The organism is Halorubrum sp. JWXQ-INN 858, from assembly GCF_009806985.1.
Taxonomy (GTDB): Archaea; Halobacteriota; Halobacteria; order Halobacteriales; family Haloferacaceae; genus Halorubrum.
In genome coordinates this window covers 1-24,790 of the sequence record NZ_WUAX01000004.1, presented here as the reverse complement: position 1 = coordinate 24,790, position 24,790 = coordinate 1, and the positions used below count along the sequence as shown (strand labels likewise).

20 protein-coding genes are annotated in these 24,790 nt (G+C 70.3%); 15 read left to right on the top strand and 5 right to left on the bottom strand.

Features of this window, described 5'->3' with window-relative positions:
* Positions 1–134 precede the first annotated feature (134 nt).
* Positions 135–4,826 carry a GLUG motif-containing protein gene (locus GRS48_RS00945; protein WP_159483072.1) on the bottom strand — a complete coding sequence of 1,564 codons (4,692 nt, stop codon included), beginning with the start codon at positions 4,824–4,826 and terminating at the stop codon, positions 135–137.
* Positions 4,827–5,023: 197 nt separating this feature from the next.
* Here GRS48_RS00945 and GRS48_RS00940 point away from each other — a divergent pair, with 197 nt between their 5' ends.
* The 3 genes from GRS48_RS00940 (at position 5,024) to GRS48_RS00930 (ending at position 8,676) form a co-directional block, all read left to right on the top strand.
* Complete coding sequence (locus GRS48_RS00940; RefSeq protein WP_159483071.1) at positions 5,024–6,088, top strand: ion transporter; 1,065 nt, start codon at positions 5,024–5,026, stop codon at positions 6,086–6,088.
* A 61-nt stretch (positions 6,089–6,149) separates the two neighbouring features.
* Complete coding sequence (locus tag GRS48_RS00935; RefSeq protein ID WP_200840183.1) at positions 6,150–7,679, top strand: PQQ-dependent sugar dehydrogenase; 1,530 nt, start codon at positions 6,150–6,152, stop codon at positions 7,677–7,679.
* A 553-nt stretch (positions 7,680–8,232) separates the two neighbouring features.
* Positions 8,233–8,676: an acyl-CoA thioesterase gene (locus GRS48_RS00930; RefSeq protein WP_159483070.1), complete on the top strand. Its 444-nt coding sequence runs from the start codon at positions 8,233–8,235 to the stop codon at positions 8,674–8,676.
* A gap of 32 nt (positions 8,677–8,708) precedes the next feature.
* Here the strand turns inward: GRS48_RS00930 and GRS48_RS00925 are convergent, their stop codons facing one another.
* Positions 8,709–9,113 (bottom strand): hypothetical protein, encoded by a 405-nt coding sequence (locus GRS48_RS00925; protein WP_159483069.1) that lies wholly within the window; start codon positions 9,111–9,113, stop codon positions 8,709–8,711.
* A gap of 123 nt (positions 9,114–9,236) precedes the next feature.
* On the opposite strand from GRS48_RS00925, the gene GRS48_RS00920 reads away from it, so the two are divergent.
* The 7 genes from GRS48_RS00920 (at position 9,237) to GRS48_RS00890 (ending at position 17,881) form a co-directional block, all read left to right on the top strand.
* Positions 9,237–11,213, top strand: coding sequence for a histidine kinase N-terminal 7TM domain-containing protein (locus GRS48_RS00920; RefSeq protein WP_200840182.1), 1,977 nt, complete (start codon positions 9,237–9,239; stop codon positions 11,211–11,213).
* A 130-nt stretch (positions 11,214–11,343) separates the two neighbouring features.
* Positions 11,344–13,101: a helix-turn-helix domain-containing protein gene (locus GRS48_RS00915; RefSeq protein WP_200840181.1), complete on the top strand. Its 1,758-nt coding sequence runs from the start codon at positions 11,344–11,346 to the stop codon at positions 13,099–13,101.
* A 118-nt stretch (positions 13,102–13,219) separates the two neighbouring features.
* On the top strand, positions 13,220–14,230 hold the full coding sequence (locus GRS48_RS00910; protein WP_159483068.1) for a metal ABC transporter solute-binding protein, Zn/Mn family: 1,011 nt from the start codon (positions 13,220–13,222) through the stop codon (positions 14,228–14,230).
* 72 nt (positions 14,231–14,302) lie between these two features.
* Complete coding sequence (locus GRS48_RS00905) at positions 14,303–15,061, top strand: metal ABC transporter ATP-binding protein (RefSeq protein ID WP_159483067.1); 759 nt, start codon at positions 14,303–14,305, stop codon at positions 15,059–15,061.
* 65 nt (positions 15,062–15,126) lie between these two features.
* The gene (locus GRS48_RS00900; RefSeq protein ID WP_394351180.1) at positions 15,127–16,044 is read left to right on the top strand and encodes a metal ABC transporter permease; all 918 of its coding nucleotides are present in this window, start codon (positions 15,127–15,129) and stop codon (positions 16,042–16,044) included.
* Positions 16,045–16,236: 192 nt separating this feature from the next.
* The gene (locus GRS48_RS00895) at positions 16,237–17,250 is read left to right on the top strand and encodes an aldo/keto reductase (protein WP_159483066.1); all 1,014 of its coding nucleotides are present in this window, start codon (positions 16,237–16,239) and stop codon (positions 17,248–17,250) included.
* 148 nt (positions 17,251–17,398) lie between these two features.
* Positions 17,399–17,881 (top strand): hypothetical protein, encoded by a 483-nt coding sequence (locus tag GRS48_RS00890; protein WP_159483065.1) that lies wholly within the window; start codon positions 17,399–17,401, stop codon positions 17,879–17,881.
* 76 nt (positions 17,882–17,957) lie between these two features.
* Here the strand turns inward: GRS48_RS00890 and GRS48_RS00885 are convergent, their stop codons facing one another.
* Entirely contained in the window at positions 17,958–18,452 is a 495-nt protein-coding gene (locus GRS48_RS00885; RefSeq protein WP_321168225.1) for a hypothetical protein, read from the bottom strand.
* A 237-nt stretch (positions 18,453–18,689) separates the two neighbouring features.
* Between GRS48_RS00885 and GRS48_RS00880 the strand changes: the two genes are divergently transcribed.
* Positions 18,690–18,884 (top strand): cold-shock protein, encoded by a 195-nt coding sequence (locus GRS48_RS00880; protein WP_159483064.1) that lies wholly within the window; start codon positions 18,690–18,692, stop codon positions 18,882–18,884.
* A 205-nt stretch (positions 18,885–19,089) separates the two neighbouring features.
* On the opposite strand, the gene GRS48_RS00875 is transcribed toward GRS48_RS00880, so the two are convergent.
* A complete protein-coding gene (locus GRS48_RS00875; protein ID WP_159483063.1) occupies positions 19,090–19,404 on the bottom strand; it encodes a 2Fe-2S iron-sulfur cluster-binding protein in 315 nt (104 codons plus the stop codon).
* 149 nt (positions 19,405–19,553) lie between these two features.
* Between GRS48_RS00875 and GRS48_RS00870 the strand changes: the two genes are divergently transcribed.
* The 3 genes from GRS48_RS00870 to GRS48_RS00860 all read left to right on the top strand — a co-directional run bounded on the left by GRS48_RS00870 (position 19,554) and on the right by GRS48_RS00860 (position 21,677).
* Positions 19,554–19,862, top strand: a complete 309-nt coding sequence (locus GRS48_RS00870) for a thiamine-binding protein (RefSeq protein ID WP_159483062.1) — start codon at positions 19,554–19,556, stop codon at positions 19,860–19,862.
* Between the two features lie 122 nt (positions 19,863–19,984).
* On the top strand, positions 19,985–21,202 hold the full coding sequence (locus tag GRS48_RS00865; RefSeq protein WP_159483061.1) for a hypothetical protein: 1,218 nt from the start codon (positions 19,985–19,987) through the stop codon (positions 21,200–21,202).
* A 91-nt stretch (positions 21,203–21,293) separates the two neighbouring features.
* Entirely contained in the window at positions 21,294–21,677 is a 384-nt protein-coding gene (locus GRS48_RS00860) for a DUF5611 family protein (protein ID WP_159483060.1), read from the top strand.
* 135 nt (positions 21,678–21,812) lie between these two features.
* On the opposite strand, the gene GRS48_RS00855 is transcribed toward GRS48_RS00860, so the two are convergent.
* Positions 21,813–23,867 (bottom strand): DEAD/DEAH box helicase, encoded by a 2,055-nt coding sequence (locus tag GRS48_RS00855; protein ID WP_321168224.1) that lies wholly within the window; start codon positions 23,865–23,867, stop codon positions 21,813–21,815.
* Positions 23,868–24,015: 148 nt separating this feature from the next.
* Between GRS48_RS00855 and GRS48_RS00850 the strand changes: the two genes are divergently transcribed.
* Positions 24,016–24,525 carry a DedA family protein gene (locus tag GRS48_RS00850; RefSeq protein ID WP_159483059.1) on the top strand — a complete coding sequence of 170 codons (510 nt, stop codon included), beginning with the start codon at positions 24,016–24,018 and terminating at the stop codon, positions 24,523–24,525.
* Positions 24,526–24,790 lie beyond the last annotated feature (265 nt).

Below are 24,790 nucleotides of genomic sequence, written 5' to 3'. Positions count from 1 at the left end.
AGAGGAATCGGTTCCGTTGAGATCCGTTGATAAGTGACCGGTCACGGGATCGTTCGGTGTCTCGTCCGTGCTGATCACGAGGGACCGAACCGCGTTCGCTGTGGAGGGTATCGGACGCCGACGCCATTACGGTGTCAGGGGAGGAGGGCCCGCACCGTCTCGAGGACGGCCGTCGTGTCGAAGAGCGCGCCGCTGAACACCGCCGCGAGGATGACGACGAGCACCTTCCCGTACCGGCTGATCAGCACGCGCGTCGACGTCGGGAGCTGCGCGCGGACGATCGGCAGCGCCATCACGCCGAGGAACACGCCCAGCCCGCCGGCGAAGCGGTTGTCCGCGAAGTTGGTCGCGCCGATGTAGATGATGATCGTCCCGGCGACGTACGCGAGGACCTTCCCTTTCGCCATCCAGAGCCGGTCGAGAGGCCCCGTTCGGGTCCCCTCGTCGATCTCGTCGTCGGTCGTTTCGCCGCCGCTTCCCGCCCGGTCGCCAGTTGTCGTCTCGTTCATTGGTTCCTGAGTTGTCGTGTCGTCCGCGGCCGCGTCGGTTACCTCGACGTCGACGTCGGCGGCGTCGGTCTCACAGTCGACCGTGAACCCGAGCGTCTTCCCGGCGTCGTCGCGCGTCGTTCCGTACTCGAGGGCCACCGTCTCGGCGCTGTGTGCGTCGAGGTCGAGCGTCGTCACGTCCTCGGCGTCCTCGAGCGTGAGCGTGACCTCGCGCGCGCCGGAGACGTCGCCTTTGTTCTCGATCGTCGCCTCCACCGTTATCGTGTCGCCCGGAGCGACGGCGTCGGTTCCGTTCCCGTCTCCGTCCGGGTCCGGGCCCCCGTCCCGTCTCTCGCCGGCTCCGTCGGACCGCACCGCCGTTCCCGCGACGACGAACGCCGCCTGCTCGGGCTCGGCGAGGACGTAGCTGGTCGCGCCCGGCACCGCCGCGACCGCGCTCGCGACGCTCGCGGGCGCGGACGTCGCGAACAGCTCGGTCCGCGAGAACAACACGAGCCCGGCCCAACCGCCGATCGCCGCGGCGCTCCCTCCGACGGCGGCCTGCGAGAGCGAGACGGAGCGGCCGCCGGTCGACGGCGGCACGGCGCTCGCCTCCTCCGATTCCTCGGTCGCTTCCGGCTCCGCGGTGGGGGTCGGCTCCGGCTCGGGGTCGGGGGCGGTCTCCGTCGCGGTCGGGGCGGGCGTCGGGGTCGGTGTCGGTGTCGGTGTCGGCGTGGGGGTCGGCGTCGAGGGCGACGAGCTCGACGAACTCGACGAGGAGCTCCCCGTGCTCGGGGCGACCACCGACAGCGAGACCGCGTCCTCGAAGCCGCTCGCGGCGGCGACGAGCTCGAACGCCCCGTCGTCGATCGCGGTCACCGTCCCGTCGCCGTCGACGGACGCGACGTCGCCGTCGTCGACCGCGTACGCCGCCGGTTCGGTGGCGGTCAGGCTCGTTCCGTCGGCGAGCGCGAGCGTCACCGTCGACGCGGCGGTCTCGCCGACGTCAAGCTCCGTCTCGTCGACGGCGAGCGCGTAGCCGTCGACCTGTCGGACGAGCCGCGGGTAATCGTCGGTCGCGATCCAGACCGGGTTGAACGCGAACGACAGGTTCCCGACGGTGGCCGCGCCCTGCATGCGTGCCGTCTCGAGGCCGATCACACCGTCGTCCGGCCCGAGCCCGACGCCGACGTCGACGCCGCTCGTCTCGACGTCCCAGTAGGCGTCGGACACCGCGTCGGTGCCGACGACCTCGCCGGCGAAGCCGCCGACGTCCTCGCCGCCGCTCACCGCTCCGGTCGCGTAGGACGTCGCCACGCTCCCATGGAGTTGCCCTACGAGTCCGCCGAGCCGGGTGGATTCGGCATCCCCGATGACGTCTCCGGTCGCGTACGCGTCGCCGACCGGCCCGTATATCCGTCCGACGAGCCCGCCGGCGTCTTCGTTGCCCTCGACGTCCCCGGTCGCGAACGAGCGGAAGATATCGCTCTCCGAGTCCCCGACGAGGCCGCCGACGAACCGCTCGCCGACGACCGCGCCCGTGGCCGACGAGTCGATCACCTCGGCCCAGGAGCCGGCGTTGCCGACGAGGCCGCCGACGCGCTCGCCGCCCGGCGCGAGGACGTCCACGGTTGCGACGGAGCGGATCACGTCGTCCTCGCCCTGCGTTCCCGTGCTGGACCCGACAAGCCCGCCGACGGAGGTCCCGTCCGCCGCGCTCACGGTTCCGGCGGCGCGCGAGTCGATCACCGCGCCGTCGTTGTTGCCGACGAGTCCGCCGACGGCGCTTCCGTCAGCGGCGCTGACCGCGACGCTCGCGTTCGAGCCGTCGACGAGCCCGAAACTCCGGCCGACGAGTCCGCCGACGCCGTCGCCCTCCTCGACGGTGAGGGTTCCGGCCGCGCTCGAATCGAGGACGCTCCCGTCGTTCAACCCGACGAGACCGCCGATCGCTCTCGTGCTCCCCTCCGGAATGAAGCTCTCTTTCCCGACGACCTCCGCGTCGGCGTGTGACCCCGTGACCTCCCCTCGGTTGGCCCCGACGAGCGCGCCAAGCTGGTTGACCCCGCTCACGTCCGCGTTCACGAGCTCGACGTCCGACACCGTCCCGTCGTCGGAGACGACGCCGAACAGCCCCACGTCATCCTCGTCGCGGTCGATCGTGAGCCCGTCGATGACGTGCCCGTTTCCGTCGAACGACCCCTCGAAGGGCTGGATGTCGGACCCGATCGGCTCGAATCCGATCGACCCGAACCCGCCCCCGCCCGTGGACACCCAATCCGCCGTCGCCGACGCGTCGAGATCGCGCGTCAGCGCGTGGGCCGCCGCGGGCCGTCCGCCGATCGCCTGGAGCTCGTAGACGGTCCCGATCCGGTACGGCTCGTCGGTCGTTCCGTCGCCGTCGACCAGTCCGTCGAAGGCGTCGGGGCCGTCCGCGTACGGCGGGCTCCACGCGAGATCTGGTTCGTCGGGTCCGGGGACCCACGTCCCCTCGAAGTCGAGCCCGCCCAACTCGATCGTGGCGTTGAACCCCGCGAAGTCGCGGGGGTCGAGGGCGATCGTTCCAACGCTCTCCTCGTCGGGTTCGAGGCCGCCGACGCCGTCCTCGTCGCCGAGTTCGGCTGTGGCGGCGACGTCCCAGTACGTCGTGTCGACGGTGCCGCCGTCGTTGACGCCGACGACCCCGCCGACGGTGTCCGCGTCGCCGCCGACGATAGTCACCCTCGCGTACGAGTCACGCACGGTGCTCGCCGCGTCTTCTCCGGCGCGGTTCTGCCCGACGAGCCCGCCGATCCGTTCCGCGGAGCCGACGACGAGCGTGCCGGTCGCGTACGAGTCGCGGACCGTGCCGTCGTCGACCGTGCCCACGAGCCCGCCGACGCCCGTGGCCTCGGACGTCACCGTCCCGGTCGCGTACGACCCGCTCACCGTCCCGTCGTCGAGGTGGCCGACGAGCCCGCCGACGTCGTCCCGTTCCCCGTCGTCCACTCCGGTCACGTTACCGACGGCGCGCGAGTCGGTCACCGTGCCGTCGGCGACCACGCCGACCAGCCCACCCAGGTCGCCGCCGCCGGTCACGTCGCCGCCGGCGGTCGACCCGGTGACGTCCGCGCTCAGGCTGTGCCCGACGAGGCCACCGATCGCGAGCCCGCTGCCGCCGGCGACGTCGCCCGCCGCGGCCGAGTCGACGACGAGGCTCCCGACGTCGCTCAGGCCGACGAGCCCGCCGACGTCGCCGCCCCCGATCACGTCACCGGTTGCCGTCGACGCGCGCACTTCGGTGTGGTCCAGGGAACCCACGAGCCCGCCGACCTCGTCGTTCTCCCCGGTGACGTCGCCGGCGGCCGACGAGCCGTCGATCTGGACGACGTCGCCCTCGGGGTCGCCGTCGCTTCGCCCGATCAGCCCGCCGACCCGGGCGTTGCCGTCGACCGCCCCGGTGGCGTCCGACCCCGTCACGTCGGCTCGGACGACCGAACCGATCAGCCCGCCGACCTCGTCGCCGGTCGCCGTCACGGGCCCGGACGCGGACGAGTCGGTCACCGACGCGTCGGTCGCGTCCTCGCCCGTGCCGTCGAGATGGCCGACGAGCCCGCCGACCGCGTTCGTCCCGCCCCCGTCCGTTTCGTCACCGTCCGTTTCGTCCTCGGCCGCCCCCACGACGTCGACGGTCGCGTGCGAGTCCGTCACCTCTCCAGCACCGTACCCGATCAGCCCGCCGACGTACTCGTCGCCCTCGCCGGTCACGTCGCCGTCGGCCGTCGATCCGCTCACGACGCCCGATTCCTGGGAGCCGACGAGCGCACCGACGCGGGCGTTCCCCGTCACGTCCGCGTTCACGAAGGAGACGGCCGCGACATCGGCGTCCTCGGTCGCCCCGAACAGCCCGACGCCGTCCGACGACCCGCGGTCGATCGTGAGCCCGTCGATGACGTGTCCGTTCCCGTCCAGCGAGCCCGTGAAGGGGTCGGCGTCGTCGCCGACCGGCTCGAAGCCGGCCTCGCCGTCCCACGCGGCGGTCCCGGTGGCGTCGATGTCCGCGACGAGGACGTAGTTGGCGTCCAGGTTCCCTCGCATCGCCTGGAGTTCGGAGGCGTCCCCGATCTCGTACGGATCCTCAGCGGTTCCCTCCCCCGACAGGTCCTCGTCGGGATCGAGCTCGACGAGCGGATCGGCGGCCGCCACGCCTGCAAGCGCCGCCGCCGCGACGAGCAGGAGGATCGCCGCGATCACGAGCGGGACCGCCCTTCGTTCCGGTCCGTCCGGTTCCGTCGCCGTGCCGCGGTGCCCGTTCGTTCGCGATCCCCCTCCGTCCCGGTGTCGTTGATCCCTGTACATGCGAGTGAAACCGGCGGCGTCCGTCGTCGAGTCCGTCGACTGCCCGTGCCCGGTCCGTACCGATCGGTCCCGGCTCGGCGGTATATACTCGACACCAGCGTATGGTGGTGTCCCTCTCGACGACCCACCGAGGTCCGCTCAGTCCGGCGATCGTCGGGAGCGAAGACCTATCACACACCCCCGTCGATAGGGTGACGATGCAGCCCCCCACGTTGCGAGCGCGGACACGACAACTCCTCGACCCCGCCCACTTGGACCGGGGCGGGACGGTGGTCAACTGGTTCATCATGTGTCTCATCGTGGTGAACGTGCTCGCGGTGATGTTCGAGACGGTCGATTCGCTGCAGGCGGCCTACGCGACGGAGTTCTACGTGTTGGAGGCGGTCTCGGTCGCGCTCTTTACGGTCGAGTACCTCGCGCGGGTCTGGAGCGCCGTCGAGGCCGGCGAACCCTACGACCGCCCGATCGTCGGCCGGCTCCGATTTGCCACCCGACCGCTCCTGGTCTTCGACCTCGTCGCGATCCTGCCGTTCTACGTCACCCTCCTCGGCGGCCCGACCGACCTCCGGTTCCTCCGTGCGCTCCGGCTGATCCGGTTCCTCCGGCTGTTCAGGCTCGTCCGGTACAGCGAGTCGATGCAGGCGTTCGGGCGGGCGTTTCACCTCAAGCGCGGCGAGTTGACGGTCGCGATGACCGGGAACCTGATCCTGTTGGTCGTCGCCTCGTCGCTGATGTACTTCGCGGAGCAGGGGGCCCAGCCGGAGGCGTTTCCCTCCATCCCCGGGACGATGTGGTGGGGGATCGTCACGCTGACGACGGTCGGCTACGGCGACGTGACGCCGGTGACGCCGCTCGGGCAGCTGATCGGGAGCGCGGTGGCGATCCTCGGGATCGGCCTCTTCGCGCTCCCGGCGTCGATCATGGCGTCCGGCTTCATCGAGGGCTCCTCGTACGAGACCGGCTTCTGTCCCGACTGCGGCCACGAGGTCGACTGGGCGTCCGATATCGACGGCGGCGGCCCGGTGTACGAGACGGGCGACCGGGTCCGGATCGACATCACCCGGGAGAGCGTGCTCGACTACGGTTATCACGGCGTCCACGGCACGATAGCCGTTCACGAGGACGGCAGCGACGAGTACCTGGTCGAACTCGAGGGGTCGCGGGGCGAGGTCGTCGCGGCGTGGCGTGACCTCCGGAGCCCGCTCGGCGGCGACACGGGGCACGAAACGCCGGAGGGGAACGACTCGGCCGGGGAGGACTGATCCCGGCAACGGGACCGACGGAAGCCTGATTGGTTCCCGGGCCCAAGGCTGGGGCGGACAGATGCCCGAGACGCCCGCCCTCCCGTCCCGAACGTCCGACTGCGCCGACACCTGCGGCGACGCCCGCGAGGATGCTCCTCACGCCCGCGGCGACGCCCGAGACGACGCCCGCCACGCCCGCGGCGACTCCCGAGACGACGCCCGCCACGCCCGCGGCGACTCCCGAGACGACGCCCGCCACGCCCGGCGTGACCTCCTGCGCCGTGCCGCCGCCGTCGGGACGGTGGGCGTGCTCGGTACCGCCGGCTGTCTCGGGAACGGAGCGGACGGCGGTTCGAGCGTCTCGGGAGGATCGGGGGGTTCGGGCGGCCCAAGCGGTTCGGACGGCGAGGGCGCCGGCGACGGAGCGACGGGAGACGACGGTTCGGATCAGCGCCCCTACGCCGTCGAGACGGTCGTGGACGGGCTCGAACGCCCGTGGGGGCTGGCGTTCCTCCCCGACGGGGACGGTCTCCTCGTGACCGAGCGCCGGGGGACCCTCAGGCTCGTCGACGTGGCGGCGGGGACGACACGGACCGTCGGGGGGACGCCAGACGTCGCCGCCGCCGGGCAGGGGGGGCTGCTCGACGTGGCGCTCGGGCCGGCGTTCTCCGAGGAGCCGTGGGTGTACCTCACCTTCTCGGCGTCGAACGGGGCGGGCGAGACGACGACGTGTCTCGGCCGCGGCCGGCTCGACGGGGACCCGTCGGACGACGGGACGGAACCGTCGTTGGCGGGGTTCGAGACCGCGTACGTCGCCGAACCGTTCGTCGACTCCACGGGCCACTACGGCTCCCGGGTCGTCTTCGGCCGGGACGGCATGGCGTACGTCACGGTCGGCGACCGCCAGTTCAAGGACTTCGGTCCGGAACACGTCTCACAGGACCCGAGCAACGACCTGGGTGCGGTCCTCCGGCTGGAGCCGGACGGGGCCGTCCCGGCGGACAACCCCTTCGTCGACGACCCCGCCGTCTCCGACGCGGTTTACGCGTACGGCCTCCGGAACACGCAGGGGTTGACCGTCCATCCGGGGACGGGGGACCTCTGGGCGAGCGAGCACGGCGAGCGCGACGGCGACTCGATCACGGTGATCGAACGCGGCGGCAACCACGGGTGGCCGGTCGCCCACTACGGCTGTGCGTACGGGACCGACGCCCCCGTCGGCGACCGGCCGGACGAGCGCGACGACGTCGTCGACCCCGTCCACTACTGGGAGTGCGGGTCGGGGGGCTTCCCGCCCGCGGGCATGACCGTGTACCGGGGCGACGCCTTCCCGGCATGGGAGGGCGACCTGTTCGTCGGCACCCTCGCCGGCGGCTACCTCGGACGGTTCGGGATCGAGGGGTACGAGGGCGCGGTCGGCGGCGGGGACGTCGGGGGCGGGGACGGCAACGACGGCGACAGGGACGCGATCGCGGTGACGGAGCGGGAGGCGCTGCTTGCCGGCGAGGGTTGGCGGGTCCGCGACGTCGCCGTCGCGCCCGATACGGGCTTCCTCTACGTCGCCATCGACGACGCCGACGTCCCCCTCCTCAGGCTGGTGCCGAGGTGAAGGACCGTGCCGGGCCCGTTGAAACCCTCAGCAAGTGTCATACCCCGACTCGACTGCGGTCAATAGAGGAGACGCACGGATCGCTCAGTACAGGGTATGTAGATAACAGAGCAGTAGTGAATCAGCTCGTTTGTCTATCGTAGTTTCTCCGGTATTTTGGATACATCCAAAACCAGATAGCGATCAGAAGCGCACAGGTGAATAGCCAGACAGGGTCAGTAAATAAGTCACGAAGAAACACGGACGGAGCACGTCCGAGTAAAACAGCTCCAAGAGCACCAACAACTATCAGACCTATCAAAAATAAGCTGATGAAAATAAACGTGTCACGTCTAAATGACGGCTTCATAGCTCCAATTTTGTCCCTGTCATTATATATTCTGCCGGTATATTCGCATCCGTCAGTGAACGGCTGTTCCGTTTGCCGCGTTGCGGGCGGCGTCTGCCCGACTTTCCTCCCGGGGCGACGCCGCGCCGTTCGTCGCCGACGTCTGCTTATACGGTCATGTCGCCCGTCGCGGGCGCTTTTATATGCGGCAGCCGTGGTCGGCGTATGCCGACCGTCAGCGACACGTACATCGAGAACCGCCAGCGCGTCCAGCCGACTCACACGAACAACTACGCGTCGGCACACGGGGGCAACGTCGTCAAGTGGATGGACGAGATCGGCGCGCTGTCGGCGATGCGCCACGCCGGCGAGACGTGCGTCACCGCCAAGATCAACGAGCTCGACTTCAAACGACCGGTCCCGCAGGGGGACACGTGCGTCGTCGAGTCGTACGCGTACGCGGCCGGCCGGACGAGCGTCCGCGTTCGCGCTCGTGCGTTCCGGGAGTCGCCGCGAACCGGCGAGCGGGAGCTCACCACCGACTCGTACTTCGTGTTCGTCGCCGTCGACGAGGACGGGTCGCCGACGCCGGTCCCCGAGCTCACCGTCGCCGGCGACCGGTGTCGGGAGCTCCGCCGAGCGGCGCTCGCCGCCGAGCCGTCGGAGTGACCGTTCGGACGGGGGGCCGGCTCCGCTCCGTGTTACTTCACCGGTCCGTCGACGACGGCCCCGGTGGCGATCGCGACGAGGACGATCGCCAGCAGGCCGAAGAGCGCGCCGCGGAGCATCGCGGGCGTTCGATCCCACGCGCTCCGGCCGCCCGCGACGATCGCCGGGAGCCGGAGTCGGGACGCGACCGCTTCCCAGTCCAGCGACCGGGTCCGGGACCACAGGTCGTCCCGTAGCGCGCCGCCCTGCAGCGTCCCGTCCCGAACGGCCCGCGCCCGCGACCCCATCGTCGCCGGATTCAACAGCGCGCCGACGCGAGCGATCCCGTGTCCGATCCGGGCGACGACATGGCCCGCCGCGGCGAGCCCGCGTCCGAACGCCCCGTTCGGCGAATCGCCGTTCTCGCCGTCGCCTCGATGGGTTGTGTCCTCTGACATGGTGTGCTCGCGGCGCGTGACGGCCGTCGCGTGGACCGGAGCCTCCGGCCTCTCCGTCGGACGGCCCTCGTCCGCCTCGCTGTCTCGATCGTCGATCCCCGTCCACATAACGGACATACCACCATGTGGTGGTCCGGGCGGCCGCGGGCGGACCGACAGGTAGTTGTTGGCGTCGCTCGGTACCACACGTCTGGGATGTACGCGTACGCGACGTTCGTCTTCCTGCTCGCTGCGGTCGGCGGCGGCAGCGTCGCCGCGTGGCTGCTCGCGACGCACGACCGCGGGCAGCCGGCGTTCGTCTTCGGTCTCTTCATGCTCACGGTCGCGGGATGGTCCTTGGCGCACGTCGGGGCGCTGTCCACGTCGTCGATCACGTGGCAGCTCCGGTACACCCAGCTGTCGTACGTCGCCGTCGTCACCACCCCCCTCGCCTGGCTGACGTTCGCGCTCGTCTACACGGACCGCGGGGAGCTGCTCTCGGCGCGGCGTCTCGCCCTGCTGTCCGCCGTCCCGGCGCTGACGCTCGGGCTCGTGTTCACCGCCGAGTACCACTCGCTGTTTTACGCCTCGATCGCGGCCGGCACGTTCGACGGTCGGCCGGCCCTCGTCACCGAGTCCGGGCCGTGGCACGCGGTGAACATCGTCTACTCGTACACGGTATTGGCGGTCGGGTCGGGGCTCCTGCTCGTCGCCGCGATCGCCGACAGCCGGCTTCACCGCCGCCAGTCCGCGGTCCTGCTCGTCTGCGTGCTCGTCCCGTGGACGGTGAACGCCGCCTATCACGTCGGCGCCAGGCCGATCGTCCCGGTCGACCCGTCGCCGCTCGTGTTCACCCTCGTCGGCATCCCGCTGGCCGCGGTCGTCATCCGCACGGACCTGCGGACGTTCGTCCCGGTCGCACACCGGCGGGTGTTCCGGACCCTCGGGGACCCGGTGTTCGTGGTCGGTCCCGACGACCGGGTGCTCGACGCCAACGACGCCGCGACGGCGGTGTTCGGCGCGCTCGCCTCGCTGGATGGCTGTCGCGTCGAGGAGGTGCTTCCCGCGGCGCTGTTCGCGGACGGTCGTCCCCGACCCGCGCTGGGGGACGCGGTGGAGTGTTCGATCGCCCACGGCGGCGAGCGCCGCCGGTACCTCGCGCAGCGACGCGACATCGACCCCGAGCGCGGGGCGGACGCGTGGGGCTACATCGTCTCGTTCACCGACATCACTGTCCAGCAGCGCCAACGGGACGCTCTCACCGAGACGAACGCGGCGCTCCGGCGGCAGACGGACGCGCTGGAGCTGAAAAACGAGCAGCTCGAACGGCTCGCCGGCGTCGTCTCCCACGACCTGGAGACGCCGCTGGCGACCGGCGAAGGGCTGTTGTACCTCATCCGCGCGGACATCGACGACGGGAACCCGGAGCTCGAACAGTCGCTCGACGACCTCGAAACGGTCCATCGACGGCTGCGCGCGTTCGCGGAGGCCCTCCCGGAGCTCGCCCGCGAGAGCACCGACGTCGAGTCGCCCGTCGACTGCGACCTCGCCGAGGTCGCCGGAGACGCGTGGCGCGTGGTCGACACCGGCGACCTGACGCTCGCCATCGACGGGACGTGTGCGCTCCGGGCGGACCCGCGGCGGCTCCAGCAGGCGTTCGAGAACCTGTTCCGAAACGTCGTCGATCACGGGGTCCGTGACGGATCCCCTCCCGGGAACGGTCCGTCCTCCGGGGGAGGAGCGCCGAAGGGTCGCCCGCGCAGGTCGGCGACGTCGGTGACCGTCGGAACGCTCCCGGCGGAATCCGCCGCGCCGCCCGCACCGGCCACCCAGATCGCCGGAGACGATTCGACCGCCTCGACCGCCGGAAACGGTTCGACCCCTCCGACCGTCGGAGCCGTCCCGTCGGGATTCTACGTCGAGGACGACGGCCCGGGCCTCCCGGCCGAGCGGCGGGAGGCGCTCCTCGAGTTCGGCGTCGGGACCGGCTCGGGTTCGGGCTACGGGCTCGCGATCGTCCGCACGATCGTCGAAGCCCACGGTTGGTCGCTCCGGGTCACGGAGTCCGCCGTCGGCGGGGCCCGTTTCGAGGTTCGCGGCATCGACGAGGGGGCGGAGTGATCCGGGACACCTTCGAACGGTGGTATCGTGTTTAAATACGCCCGCGACGAACCGTCGGATCGATGATGACTGTGGGTCCCCCCGCGATCGCCCCGAGACGACCTCCCGAACGCCGCCGCAACGACCGCTGATGACTCGTTCCGACCGGTCCGGATCCTCCGGCCCTTCCGACCCGTCCGATCCTTCCGACCCGTCCGATCCTTCCGACCCGTCCGACCCGTCTGATCCTTCCGATCCTTCGGACCCCTCCAGTCCCTTCGGGACGATCCGGTCGCCGACGCGAGCGGGTATCGCGGTCCTGCTCGTCGACGACGACGAGACCTGGGCCCGGACCCAGCGACGAACGCTCGAACGCGCTCACGACACGATCTCGGTGACGACCGCACACGGGCTCGTGGACGCCCGCGGCGCGCTGCTCGCCGAGCCCCCCGACTGTATCGTCTGTGACTATCAACTCGGCGACGGGACCGGCCTGGAGCTGTTGGCCGAGGTCCGCGAGGTGCGTCCGGAGGTGCCCTTCGTCATCGTGACCGGCCAGGGCGACGAGCGGGTGGCGAGCGACGCGATCGGCGAACGGGTCACCGACTACGTCAGGAAAGCGGACGTCGCCCGCCGTCCGACGCTCCTCGCTCAGCGCATCGACGCCCTCGTCGCCACCGACCGGGCGGAGCGGGCGGTACGGCGCGAGCGACGGAGCAAGGAGGCGCTGTTGGGGATGCTCACCGCGGGCTCGACCCGTCGGGAGTTCACCCGACGGATCTGTGCCTCCCTCGTCGACGAGGATGGATACGCGCACGCGTGGATCGGGGTTCCGGGAGAGGAGGGGGCCCTCACCCCGCTCGCCGCCGCCGGAGCGACCGACTACCTCGACGCGACGCTCGACCACGAGACGGAGCGGCTCCCCGCGGACGAGCCGGCGGCCCGCGCGTTCGCGGACGCTCGACCCGTAACCGTCGCGTCCATCGCGGCCGACCAGCCGGCCGAGGACGGGCCCCGCGACGCCCCCGCCCCTGCCTCGTCCGATTGGCGCGCGGCGGCGCGACGCGCGGGGTTCGCGTCGGCGGCGGCGGTCCCGATCGGCCACGACGGGATCCGGTACGGCGCGATCGCCGTCTACGCCGCGGCGGACGCGGTTCCGGACCATGACCACGAGCTCCTCGACGCGTACGCGACCACGGTCGGCTACGCGCTCAAAACCGCCACGTGGCGCGAGACGCTGCTCTCCTCACACGATCGGCGGGTCGAGATCGCGCTCGACGACGCGTCGGCCCCGCTCGTCGCGCTCTCGTCGGCGCTGCCGCGCACGGCGACCGTGACGGCGACCACGGTCGTCCCCCGCAACGACGCCGAGGCGCTCTATCTCGCGACCGTCGCCGGCGCGTCCGTGGCCGACCTCCGTGCGGCGGTTGCCGCCGCCCCCGCCGTCCTCTCGGTCGACGTTTACGGGGCTGACGACCCGATCCGCTGCGGGCTTGTCGTCACGACCCCCGTCCCCGAGGCGGTCGCCGTCGAGGCCGGGGGGCGGTTCGAACGGACGGCAGTCGAGGGGGGACGCGCGCGGCTCTCACTGGTCACGAGCCCGAGCGGGTCGGTCGGCGGCCTCACGGACGCCGTCGGGAACGCCTTCGACGGCGTGTCGGTGACGACGGTCCGATCGGATCACGGGGACGAACCCGCGGCGCGGACGGACCCGACCGCGTCGCTGACGGACCGGCAGCGACAGGTGTTGGAGGTCGCGCTCGAGGCGGGCTACTTCGAGCGTCCGCGGACGACGAACACGGGGGAGCTCGCGGCGAGTCTCGACGTCTCGCGGGCGACCGTTACCCAGCACCTCCGCGCCGCGGAGCGGAAGGTCTTCACGCGGCTCCTCCGTGACTCTGCTGGGTGAAACGCCCGTCTATGGTCGTCTATACCCTGACACCGGCCGCCAAGAAATTATTTAGACGTGTCTAAATATATTGTTCGTATCGCAAGGTATATCGGTTTGGGTGGCTCATCTGTCTGCAATGGCGAAGCGCGACGACGCGACCGGAACCGCCCTGTCGAGACGCGCCACGCTCGCCGGCGTCGGCGGCGCGGCGTTCGGGCTGGCGGGCTGTCTCGGCGACGACCCGCAGGGCGGATCGAACGGTGGCAACCCGAACGGCGGCGGATCGACGGGCGACACCGACGACGACCGCCCCACCGTCTTCGCGACGATGCCGGCGGTGTGGGACTTCGTTCGGCAGGTCGCCGGCGACTACATCGAGGCGATCGACCTGGTTCCGGTGGGCGAACACGGCCACGACTGGAACCCGGAGCCGGGAACCGTTCAGGAGCTGGACGGGGCGGTCGGGTTCGTCTACCTCCGCGAGTTCTCCAGCTGGCAGGACGACGCGGCCGCACAGCTGGCCGACGACGACGGCGTCGTTGTCATCGAGGCCTCCGAAGGCATCGAGTTCTTCGACAGCCCCGTCGAGGAGAACGACGAACACTGGTGGCTCGACCCGATCGAGTGTCAGACCGGCGTCGACAACGTCGCCGACGGCCTCGCGGAGATCGACCCGGACCACGCCGAGGAGTACGCGGCGAACGCCGCGGCGTTCAACGAGGAACTGCAGGCGCTTCACGAGGACTTCGAGGCGATCGTCGATCGCGCGGAGCTGAACCAGATCGTCGTCGGCACCCACGACTCCTTCCAGTGGTGGAACCGGCGGTACGGGATCGAGGTCTACTCGCCCGTCGGCACGTCGCCCGACGACGCCGCCTCCCCCGGCGACGTCCAGGAGATCGAGGAGCTCATCGCGGACTTCGGCATCGAGCACGTCCTCTACGACGTGGGCGAGCCGGGGACCCTCGCGCAGTCGCTGGCCGACGAGACCGAGGCGACGGTGCTGCCGCTCTCGCCGGTCGAGACGCAGATCGACGGCGTCCCACCGATCGGCGGCGACCTCGTGATGGAGCCCGACTGGGGATACGTCGACCACTTCCGCGAGATCAACCTCCCGTCGTTGGAGACGGCGCTGCGAGCCGACTGAAACGGCCGGATACGGAACATATATGCCTCTCAGTCGAAATACGACCGATATCGACGACGCCCCTCGTCACCTATGACCCCCGCAATCTCCGTCGAGAACGTGAGCTTCGCGTACGAGGACGAGCCCGTCCTGCGGGACGTCTCCATGACCGTCGAGGAGGGCGATTTCCTCGGACTGGTCGGACCGAACGGGTCGGGGAAGACGACCCTGCTCAAGGTGATGCTCGGCCTTCAGTCGCCCGATTCGGGGACGGTCCGGCTGTTCGGCACGCCGGCGCGGGAGTTCACCGAAGGGACCCGCCTCGGCTACGTCTCCCAGCAGTCGACGGAGGCCGACGCGACCATGCCCGTCACCGTGCGGGAGGTCGTGACGATGGGGCGGTACGCGCACGTCGGGCTCCGCCGGCTGCGCGACGCGGACCGGCGGGCGGTCGACGACGCGCTCGACCGCGTCGGGATCGCGGACCTCGCCGATCGGCGGATCAACCGGCTCTCGGGCGGCCAGAAGCAGCGGGCGTACATCGCCCGCGCGCTCGCGAGCGAGGCGGACCTGCTGGCGCTCGACGAGCCGACGGTCGGCGTCGACACCGACTCGGTCGGGCGCTTTTATGAGCTCCTCGACGAGCTCAACGCCGAGGGGATCACGGTCGTCCTCATCGAACACGACATCGGGCTGTTGGCCGACCACGCGAGGACCATGGCCTGTCTCGACGGCGAGCTGTACGCCCACTGTGGAACGCGCGAGTTCCTCGAAAGCGACGCGCTCGAACGAGCGTTCAGCTCCGCCCGAACCGTCCGCGCGAGCGCGCTCGCCGGAGGCGACCGCCGGTGAGCGTCGGCGACCGGCTCCGGCGGTCGTTCCCGCCCCGAAGCCTCCCCCGTCGACTGGGGTTCGTCCTGGCGGCTGGCGTCCCCGCGGGACTGGCGATCACGGCGTTTCTCCTCTGGGTCTTCCCCCCGCTGTACGGCGCGTTCTGGGACACGACCTGCACGACCGTCGACACCTGGCTGGTCTGTAGCGGGTTCCTCCAGCGGGGGTTCACCGCCGGGGCGCTCATCGGGGTGACCGCGCCGATCGTCGGCGCGTACCTCGTCAATCGACAGATGGCGCTGATCGGCGAGGCGCTCGCGCACACGGCGTTCGGCGGCGTCGCGATCGGGCTGTTCGTCGGGGCCGCGGTGCCGGGGCTCGACTACCCGCTGTTGTTCGCGCTCGTCGCGGCCACCGTCGCGGCGCTCGGGATGCAGTACATCGCCGTTCATACGGACGGCTACGCCGACATCCCGATCGCGATCATGCTCACCGGCGGGTTCGCCGTGGGGATCGCGATCATCTCCTACGGCGTCGTCTTCAGCGCGACCGTCGAGAGCTACCTGTTCGGCGACATCCTCTTCGTCCCGTTCCGGAACGTTCAGCTCATGGTGGGGCTGACGCTGCTCGTCGCGGGGACCGTCGCGCTCACGCACAAGCAGCTGCTGTTCATCACCTTCGATCGGGAGGCGGCGCGGCTCGCGCGGGTCGACGTGTGGTTCTACGACACGCTCCTCATCGTCCTCACCGCGCTCGTCGTCGTCGCCGCGATGCAGATCCTCGGGGCGATCCTCGTCGCCGGCATGCTCGTCATCCCCGTCGCCGCGGCGATGCAGGTGACGGACAGTTTCAACCGCGGGCTCCTGCTGTCGGTCGTCTTCGGGCAGGTCGCCGTCTTCGGCGGGATATTCGCCTCGTACCTGTGGAACATCGCGACGGGCGCGACGATCATCCTCGTCGCCATCGCGGTCTACCTCCTGTCGCTGGTCGTCGGCTCGCGGTAGCTCCGCGTTTCGGGGTCGCCGACGCTGCCGTCCCGTTCCTCACCGATCCCCTTCCTCCGTTCGTCGACCGCCCCGTCCCGTTCGTCGACTCCTTCGTCTCCCGTCCACCGATGTCTCCGTCTCCCGTTCGTCGATCTCGTCCCGTCGCCGGTTCCTGTACCCTTTTGCCCCGGTCGCCCCAACGTCCACTCGATGACACCCGCACCCGCGGACCTCGATCTCGAGTTCGTTTCGCTCGACGGCACCGGCATCCACACGAGCGAGCTCCAGTTCGGCACCTGGCGCTTCGGCAAGGAGAACGAGTCGGGCGACGTCGAGATCGGCGAGGAACGGGCCCACGAGCTGCTCGACGCCTACGAGGCGGCCGGGGGGCGCTACATCGACACCGCCGACGTGTACGGCGGGGGCGAAAGCGAGGAGTGGATCGGCGACTGGCTCGCCGACCGCGACCGCGAGCGCTACACGGTCGCCTCGAAGATCTACTGGCAGATCCGCGACGGCGACCCGAACAGCCTGGGAACGAACCGGAAGAACATCCGCCACCGGATCGAGGCGCTGCTCGACCGGCTCGGCACCGACTACGTCGACGTCCTCTACATCCACCGCTGGGACGACGCGACGGACGCCCGCGAGCTGATGAAGACGCTGAACGGGCTCGTCGAGTCCGGTCGGGTCCACTACCTCGGCGCGTCGACGCACCGACCGAACGCGTGGAAGGTCGCCCGCGCCAACGAGATCGCCCGCGCGGAAGGGTGGGAGCCGTTCAGCGTCCTCCAGCCGCGGTACAACCTCGTCGACCGCGAGATCGAGGGCGACTACCTCGAGTTCGCGCGGACGCAGGGGCTCGCCGTCTGTCCGTGGAGCCCGCTCGGGCAGGGGTTCCTCACCGGGAAGTACGACCGCGACGAGGACCTGCCGGAGGACTCGAAGATCGCCGGATCGAGCCGGTTCCAGGAGTCGTACCTCACCCCGGAGAACTTCGACGTCCACGACGAGCTCGACGCGGTCGCCGACGAGGTCGACGCCTCCCCCGCACAGGTCGCGCTCGCGTGGCTCTCGCACCGCGACGGGGTCACGGCCCCCATCGTCGGCGCGCGCACCGTCGACCAGCTCGCGGAGAACCTCGCCTCCGCGGCGATCGACCTCTCCGACGAACAGGTCGAGCGGCTGACCGTGGCGAAGCCCGGCCCGTACGAGGGCTTATAAACCGCCACATCGCCACACCGCGACAGCGCCGTCCGATCGACTGCGGCATCGTCGTCCGATCGACTGCGGCACCGCCGTCCGATCGACTGCGGCACCGTCGTCCGATCGGACCGCCAACCGTAATGTCCGGTGGACCGTCCCCGCATTTATGAACGAACCGTCCGTGGTCGACGCCTCGACCGCCGATCCGCCCGCGAACGACGGTCCGGGCGGACCGGACGTCGGGCCGTCGGGCAGTAAGGGATCGCGAATCGACGAGGGATCACCCACCGGCGGCGGATCCGCTGTCGACCCCGACGACGCTCCCGCACGGCTCCGGTCGGCCGGCGTCGGCGTCGGCGTCGGCGGGGTCCTCCTCGGGCTGGCTGCGCTCGTCGCGCCGCCGCTCGTCGCCGCCGGGTTCGTCGCGGGGACCGGCGTCCTCTCGTACCTCCTCCGGGACCGGTTGCCGGTCGAGGGAACGCCGGCCGGCTACGCGATCGGGGTCGTCGCCGTCGGCGGGATCGCGCTCGTCGAGGCGACTCCCGGGCTCGGGATCGGGATCGACCAGTTCGCGCTGGCGCTTATCGCCGTCGCGTTCGGCGTCCTCGACGTCATCGGGGGCGTCGTCCTCGGTCGGCTCCGACCGTGACCGGGCCGCGGATCGTCGTCGGCCGGTGTCTCGATGCCGATCTGTACCTCGATGCCGATCTGTACCTCGGTGTGGGTCAGTATCGCAGCGTCGCGTCGAGGATCCCCGCGGTCTGTCCGACGCCGACGAGCCCGATAGCGAGGACCGCGCCCGTCGCCGTCGACGCGAGCGCGAGGCCCGCCACGCCGACGACACAACAGCCCGCGCCCGCCGCGTAGATCCCACGACCGGCGGTCACCCGGCGAGCGGTGTACACGAAGCCGACGGCGGGGAGCACCGCCCAACCGTACAACGCGATCGCGAGCAGGGGACCGGACCCGAGGAGGAACCCGGCGACGCCGGCGAGGGTGACCGGCGTTCCGGCGAGGATCACCCGGAGCCAGCCCGCGAGGACCCCCGTCGCCATCTCGCGTCGGGAGGCGACCGCGAACGCGACGAGCAGGACGCTCATGACCACGTGTGCGACGAACAGCGCGTGCGTCGACACGACCCCGGCGACGGCTCCCCCGGCGACCGTCCAGGCGGCCGGAACGAGGAGCGCCGGCCCGTTCTCGCGAAGGGATCGGAGCACGACCCGTGTTGGGCGTGAACACGCTTAAGTCGTCACCCACGCGGAACAGGGGACCGCGTCCGGACGGAAACGCGTCCGAAACCGCCGAACCGATCGGCTCCACCCCCGCCGAACCGACCACACGTCGGAACTTCCCTCCGTTTTCTCCTCGTCTCGTGTGACGAACGTCCACCATACCTGCATGGTAACTGTACACTCGCAAGCCTTATCCCCCAAACGCTCATGCGTCTATACGCAATGGCAGAAGGGAAAGTTGATTTCTTCAACGATACTGGCGGCTACGGTTTCATTACGACGGACGATGCGGACGATGACGTGTTCTTCCACATGGAAGACGTCGGCGGTCCGGACCTCGAAGAGGGTCAGGAGCTCGAGTTCGAGATCGAGTCCTCGCCCAAGGGCCCGCGCGCGGCCAGCGTCGTTCGACAGTAAGTCGTACGCCTCGCCGCGATAGGCTTCACACGCGAAAACGAGTTTTCGACTCCGCTTCGGATTCACGTCCGTGCGGGGGTTATCTTCACCCACTGAGCGACGGCGCTCCCGACCGGTTCGGGGCCTCCGTCGCCGAGCGGTGACGCCGGCTTCTAGAGCCCGTCTCCGGGCTTCGCACTCGATGCGACGACCGGCGCGTTCGCTCTCAGACGTGTTGTCCCCAGAGACCGCGTCCCTTCGTCACCTCCACGTCGCCCTCGACACGGGTTTGACACGCGAGCCTGACGTCGTGGCTCGGGTGGTGCGGCGGGAACCAGAGGCGGACCGCCTCCTTCCGCTCCGGTTCGCTCACCTCGCCATCGACCGTGACCGCGCAGGTGCCACACGAGCCCATTCCCCGGCAGTTGAGCTTCTCGGCCCGCCCGTTGTAAACGGAGAGCCCCGCCTCCCGGAGCACGTCGCGTAACACGGCACCCTTCTCGCACTCGATCGCCTCGCCTTGGTAGTACACGGTCGGCATGTGTCATCGTGTGGTATGTCGTCGACACTCATAGTACTGTGCGTCCGACGGTGTTCTCGGTCGGCGCTTTTCGTCGTCGCTCCCGGTCGCCGATCCAGGTGCCGACCATCGGCGAAACCTCTTTCCCCGGCGTCCCCGGATCGCTCGGTATGACCGTGTTTGGGCTGCTCCGCGTGACGCCGATCACCGACGACGACGTGACCGAGGACGTCGCGGCCGCCGTCGACGCCCTCGACGGGTTCGACGTGCGCTACGAGACGACGCCGATGGCGACGACGATCGAGGCCGATGACGTCGGCGAGCTCTTCCGCGCGTGTGCGGCCGCCCACGAGGCCGTCGACGGAACGAACGTCCAGACGCTCCTCCAAGTCGACGACAAACGGGGGACGGAGATGGCGGCCGAGGAGAAAGTGGACGCCGTCGCCGACGCGCTCGGTCGCGATCCGACCAGCGAATGAGCCGGTGTGGTCGGCGGACGCCGAAGGGTTCGTGAGGTGAGCGGCCGGTGTCGCGGCCGTGTGACGGGCGTCCGACGCCGTGACGGGTCGTTTTTTACGTTGGGACGCCGGAGGGGTGGACAATGGGACTCAGGTGTCTGCTCGGGCACGATTTCGGCGAACCCGAGGTCGAGCGCGAACGTGCGGAGGACGGCAACGAGGTCGTCACCACCCTCCGGGAGGTGAAAACCTGCGCTCGCTGCGGCGAAACGCAGATCGTCAGCGAGAACACGGAGGTCACGACTGTCAAACAGCTGGCGGAGGTCGCCGCCGAGGCCGCCGAAGCGGACGCGAACGCCGACGTCTCGACGTCCGCGCCGGCTGACGCGCCGGCCCCGACCGCCGAACCGGACGACGCGCCGGTCGGGCCCGCCGCCGACCGAGGCGAGGGGCCGGCGGCGGATCCGGTTGACGATTCGGAGTACGCCGCGGCCGCGGCCGGCTCGGGGGACGACGCGGAGATCATCGACGACGGGCCTGACGTCGACGGTTCCAGTGACGTCTCCGGCGAAGCGTCCGGGGCCACCGCCGAGACGACCGACACCGACACCGTCGACGCCGACGCCGCGAACGCCGATGTCGGTGGAGCCGGGGCATCCGGCTCGGAGGCCGGATCCGATGCGGACGCGCCCGACACCGGCGTGGAACTGATCGACGACGGGCCGGACGGGAGCGACGCGGACGACGTCGGCAGCGACCGCTCGGGCGACGGCAGCGACTCCCCGAACGACGACGCCGTCGACCCCGTCCCCACCGATGCGGACGCCGCCGAGGTGGAGTCCGCGGGCGACGACGGCGTGATCCTCGACGCGGACGGGGAGGAGCCCGCCGCCGAGCGGGAGCGCGGCGCGTGGCCGGCGGTCGACGCCGACGCCGACCCGGCCGCCGAGCCGACCCCGTGGCCGGACCCGCGCGGCGAGGACGAGGGATTCAGCGCCGAAGTCGCGGCTGACGACGATGCCGGCGGGCGGGCAGATGTCGAGTTCGGCGGAGGGCTCACCCCCGAGGCGGGCGATCGCGTCGATCACCCTGACGACGGCGAGACGGAGTTCGTCGAGGCCCCCGAGGGCGACGCGACGACGTTCGACGCCGGAGCCGCCGGCGACGCGGGGGCTGACCTGACCGACACGGGGATCACGCGCGAGGGGAGCCCCGAGCTCCGGACGTCGGTCGAGGACGCGGAGACGGAGTACTACTGCCCCGAGTGCGGCATGGTTCGCGAGGCGGACGGCGTCTCGATGCGGCCGGGCGACATCTGCCCCGAGTGCAAGCGTGGCTACGTCGCGGAGCGTCCGATCTGAAACGGGCGAATCCGAGACCGACGAACCGGCCGCCCGGGCGGCCACACCCGTGACGAAACTGGTTTACGCGCTCCTGCCGAACGGTCGCAGCATGAAGGAGTACAAGATGCGTCGCGGAGAGCATCTGGACGACCGCATGCCGGACTTGAAGGGGTCCATCGAGGAGTACTTCGGCGAGGTCACGGGCACGGAAGAGGTCAACGGTCACGAGCTGTACGTCGTCTCGGACCCCGACAACCCGGTCTTCGAACGCATCGTCGCCGGAGCGGCCAGCTACAGCGGCAAGAAGGACAAACTGGCGGTCCACTTCGAGGAGCGCCCCGCGGAGGACGTCATCGCCGAGGGGAACGCCGACGCCGCCGCCGACGCGGTCGACGCGAAGAACTCCTTCCTGCTCGAGGCGACGGCCCGCGACGCGAAGTCGCGCCGCAACTCGCTGAAACGCGAAGTCGAGGACGACGCGCCGGACTACTGAGCCGTTCTCGGATCCGTTTTTCACGATCACCCGCTGTTTTCACCGACCACGCGGTGTTTCCACCGACCACGAACTGTCGTCCGCCGATCGCCCGCCGTTTTCAGCCGATCACGCGTTTCGCCGCGTCGCCCGCGCTCACTCGTCGTCGTCGTACAGCTCCAGCGCGGCGACGATGTCGTAGGGATCGGTCCCCTTCCGGACCGCATCGAGGATCCGGAACGCCTCGTCGGGCGCGAGGAAGTGCCGACAGATCGCCCGTCCGAGCGGGGTCGGCGAGAAGCCGTCGATGAACTCCCACTCGAGGAGCTTCCCGACCGCGTGCGTCGTCGGCACCTCGCCGATCATCCGGTCGTTGAGCCGCTTCGCTCGCTTACCGGCGACGACGACGTTCGCCAGCGTCTCCTCGACGGCGGCCGTCTCGTCGTAGTGGGTTTCGACGTCTTCCATCTCGCCTTTCAGGAGGGTGAACGCCACCTCGTCCTCCGACCGATCCATCGAGTTGTGGTACACCGCGTCGGGCTCGACGAGGAGGTACACCCGCCCGCGGTCGTGGTAGTCGGGGCGGCCCGCTCGGCCGAGCATCTGGGAGAACTCCTGGACGGAGAGCCACTCGATCCCCATCGCCAGCGAGTCGAAGATCACCTGCGAGGCGGGGAAGTCGACGCCGGCCGCCAGCGCCGCCGTCGTCACGACCGCCGAGAGGTCCTGGTTCCCGAACTGGCGTTCCACCTGCTTCCGGCGCTTGTAGTCGAGCCCGGCGTGATACGGCGCGGAGTCGTAGCGGAGCTTCCGACTGATCTCGTGACACCGCCGCCTCGAGTTGGTGAAGACGATCGTCTGCCCGCGATACCCCTTCGAGGACTTCGTGTCGAACTCGCGTTTGACGAGCTTGTCGGCGATGGTCGCCTTCTCGCGGCTGTCCGCGAAGGTGACGTGTCGCTCGATCGGGACCGGTCGCTCCTCGTACTCGATGAGCGTCGCGCGGAGCCGTTCGGCGAGCCACTCGGGGTTGCCGACGGTCGCGGAGAGGTAGACGAACTGCGTCCCGTCGTAGCCGTCGTGGGTCCGCTGTCGCTCCTCGCTGTAGTACTTCAGCCGGGAGATCAGCCCGTCGAGGCGGTGGCCTCGCTCGCCCTCCTTTAACGTGTGGACCTCGTCGATGACGACGGTCCCGACGTCGCCGAGGTCCTTGCCCGTCCGCAGCGCGTGGTCGATCCCCTCGTAGGTGCCGACGATCACGTCGGCGTTCGGGTCGAACCGGTTCCCGTCGTCGCTGATCCGCGAGGACCCGACGCGGATCGAGACGTCGAGCAGGTCGCCGTAGCGGTCCTCGAAGTCCTCGTGTTTCTGGTTGGCGAGCGCGACGAGCGGCACGAGAAAGAGGAGCTTCCCGTCACCGCGGAGCGCGCGGTCGATCCCGGTCAGCTCGCCGACGAGCGTCTTCCCGGTCGCCGTCGCGCTCACCACGAGCTGGTCGTCGCCGTCGAGCAGGCCGTTCCGCACGGCAAGGCTCTGGACGGGCAACAGCTCCTCGAACCGCCCCTGAACCCTCGAGGCGAGCTCGGGATGGAGGTCAAGCTCGTCCGTTCGGACGGGGGTCACGTCGTCGACGTTCGCGGACACCTCGTCGTACTTGGTGAGGTCCGGGTCGAGCCCGCCCTGAAGCAGGTTGATGATGCGGTTCAGGTCCTTCGAGTCGTACAGCAGCTCCTCCAGCCGCTCCTCGGCGGCTCCGGTGAACGACCCCTTATACGAGAGCTCGCGCTCCAGCTCGCGCCGGGCGCAGTCCCGGCAGACGTGCTCGCCGTTGTGCTCGATCGCGGTGTCCGCGGTGATCGGGCCGTAGCGGCCGTCGTTCGAACAGCGTCGACAGGTCCGCACCGTCAACGCGTCCAGCTGATACCCGTCGAGCATCGCTTCGAGCCGGTCGCGGCCCTCCGCGGGGGTCTGTTGGGAGATCCGGATCCGGTCGGCCGCGCGGGCGAGGGCCACGAACTCCTCCGGGCGGCGGGGCTCCTCGTCGTCGTCGCGGGCCACCCGGAACTTGCCCGGCCGCGGGCCCGCCGACGTCTCCTTGAGTTCGAGCCGTCCACGTAGCACGCGGCTCCCGTCCCGAGTCGCGACGACGGTGTAGTCGCTCCGCGCCTCGTGGAGGAACAGCGTGTCGACCGCTGCCAACTGCTGTGACACTATCCGAACGCTACGCGTCTCGGGTATTTCAGCGGTTCGCCTTCGCACCTCCCGGACGACGGACCCGAGCGAAAGGCCGATAGCGATAGCCACGCTACCTCGTCCCGTATCCGGTCCGTCCCGTATCTAACGGGAGGTCGGGACGACCATGACCGACGCGCTCGCCGACGCCGGCCTGACCGCCCTCCTCGAGTTCGGGCTCCCGGCGATGTTCGTCGTCTTCGTGATGAAGGGGGCGCTGATCGGGAAGCCGCTTCCCACCTCCGTGCTGCTCCCGGGCTACCTGCTCGCGGTCTCGGCGTCCGATCGGCTCGTCGCCGCCGCCGTCGCCGTCGCGGCCGCCGGCTACGTCTGTGGTCAACTGTTGGTGTACGGGGGCGCGAGGCGGTACGGGCCCGACGTCGTCGACTCGCGGTGGCTCTCCGTTTCGGAGGAACGGCTGGACCGCGCGAACCGGTGGTTCCGCCGCTACGGCGGGGTGAGCGTCTTCGTCACGAACCTCGTTCCCTACGTCGGCAGCTTCGTGTTGATCCCTGCGGGGATCGCCCGCTATCCCTTCGGGCGCGTCGTCGTGTACGCGACCGTCTCGACCGTACTGAACTACGCGGTTATCGTCTGGGTCGTCGTCGGATCGGTCGACGTGATCGCGGGGCTGTAGTCGTCGTCCCGTCTGCGACGAGGGGGCGTGGGACGACGGCCGGCGGGGCGGTGTGGAACGACGGCCGGCGGGGCGGTGTGGGAGGACGCGATACGGCGACAGCCGGCGGGACGGCGTCGGATGACGCGACATGGCGATGCCCGGCGGGACGACGCGGTGGCTCCGACCGATGCTCGTCTTGACATCCTCTCCGCCCTGAAGGGCGAAGATTCCCACGGCACCGCGCCGCTGGATTGGGATGTTTACGGTTTGTAGCGGCCTCGAA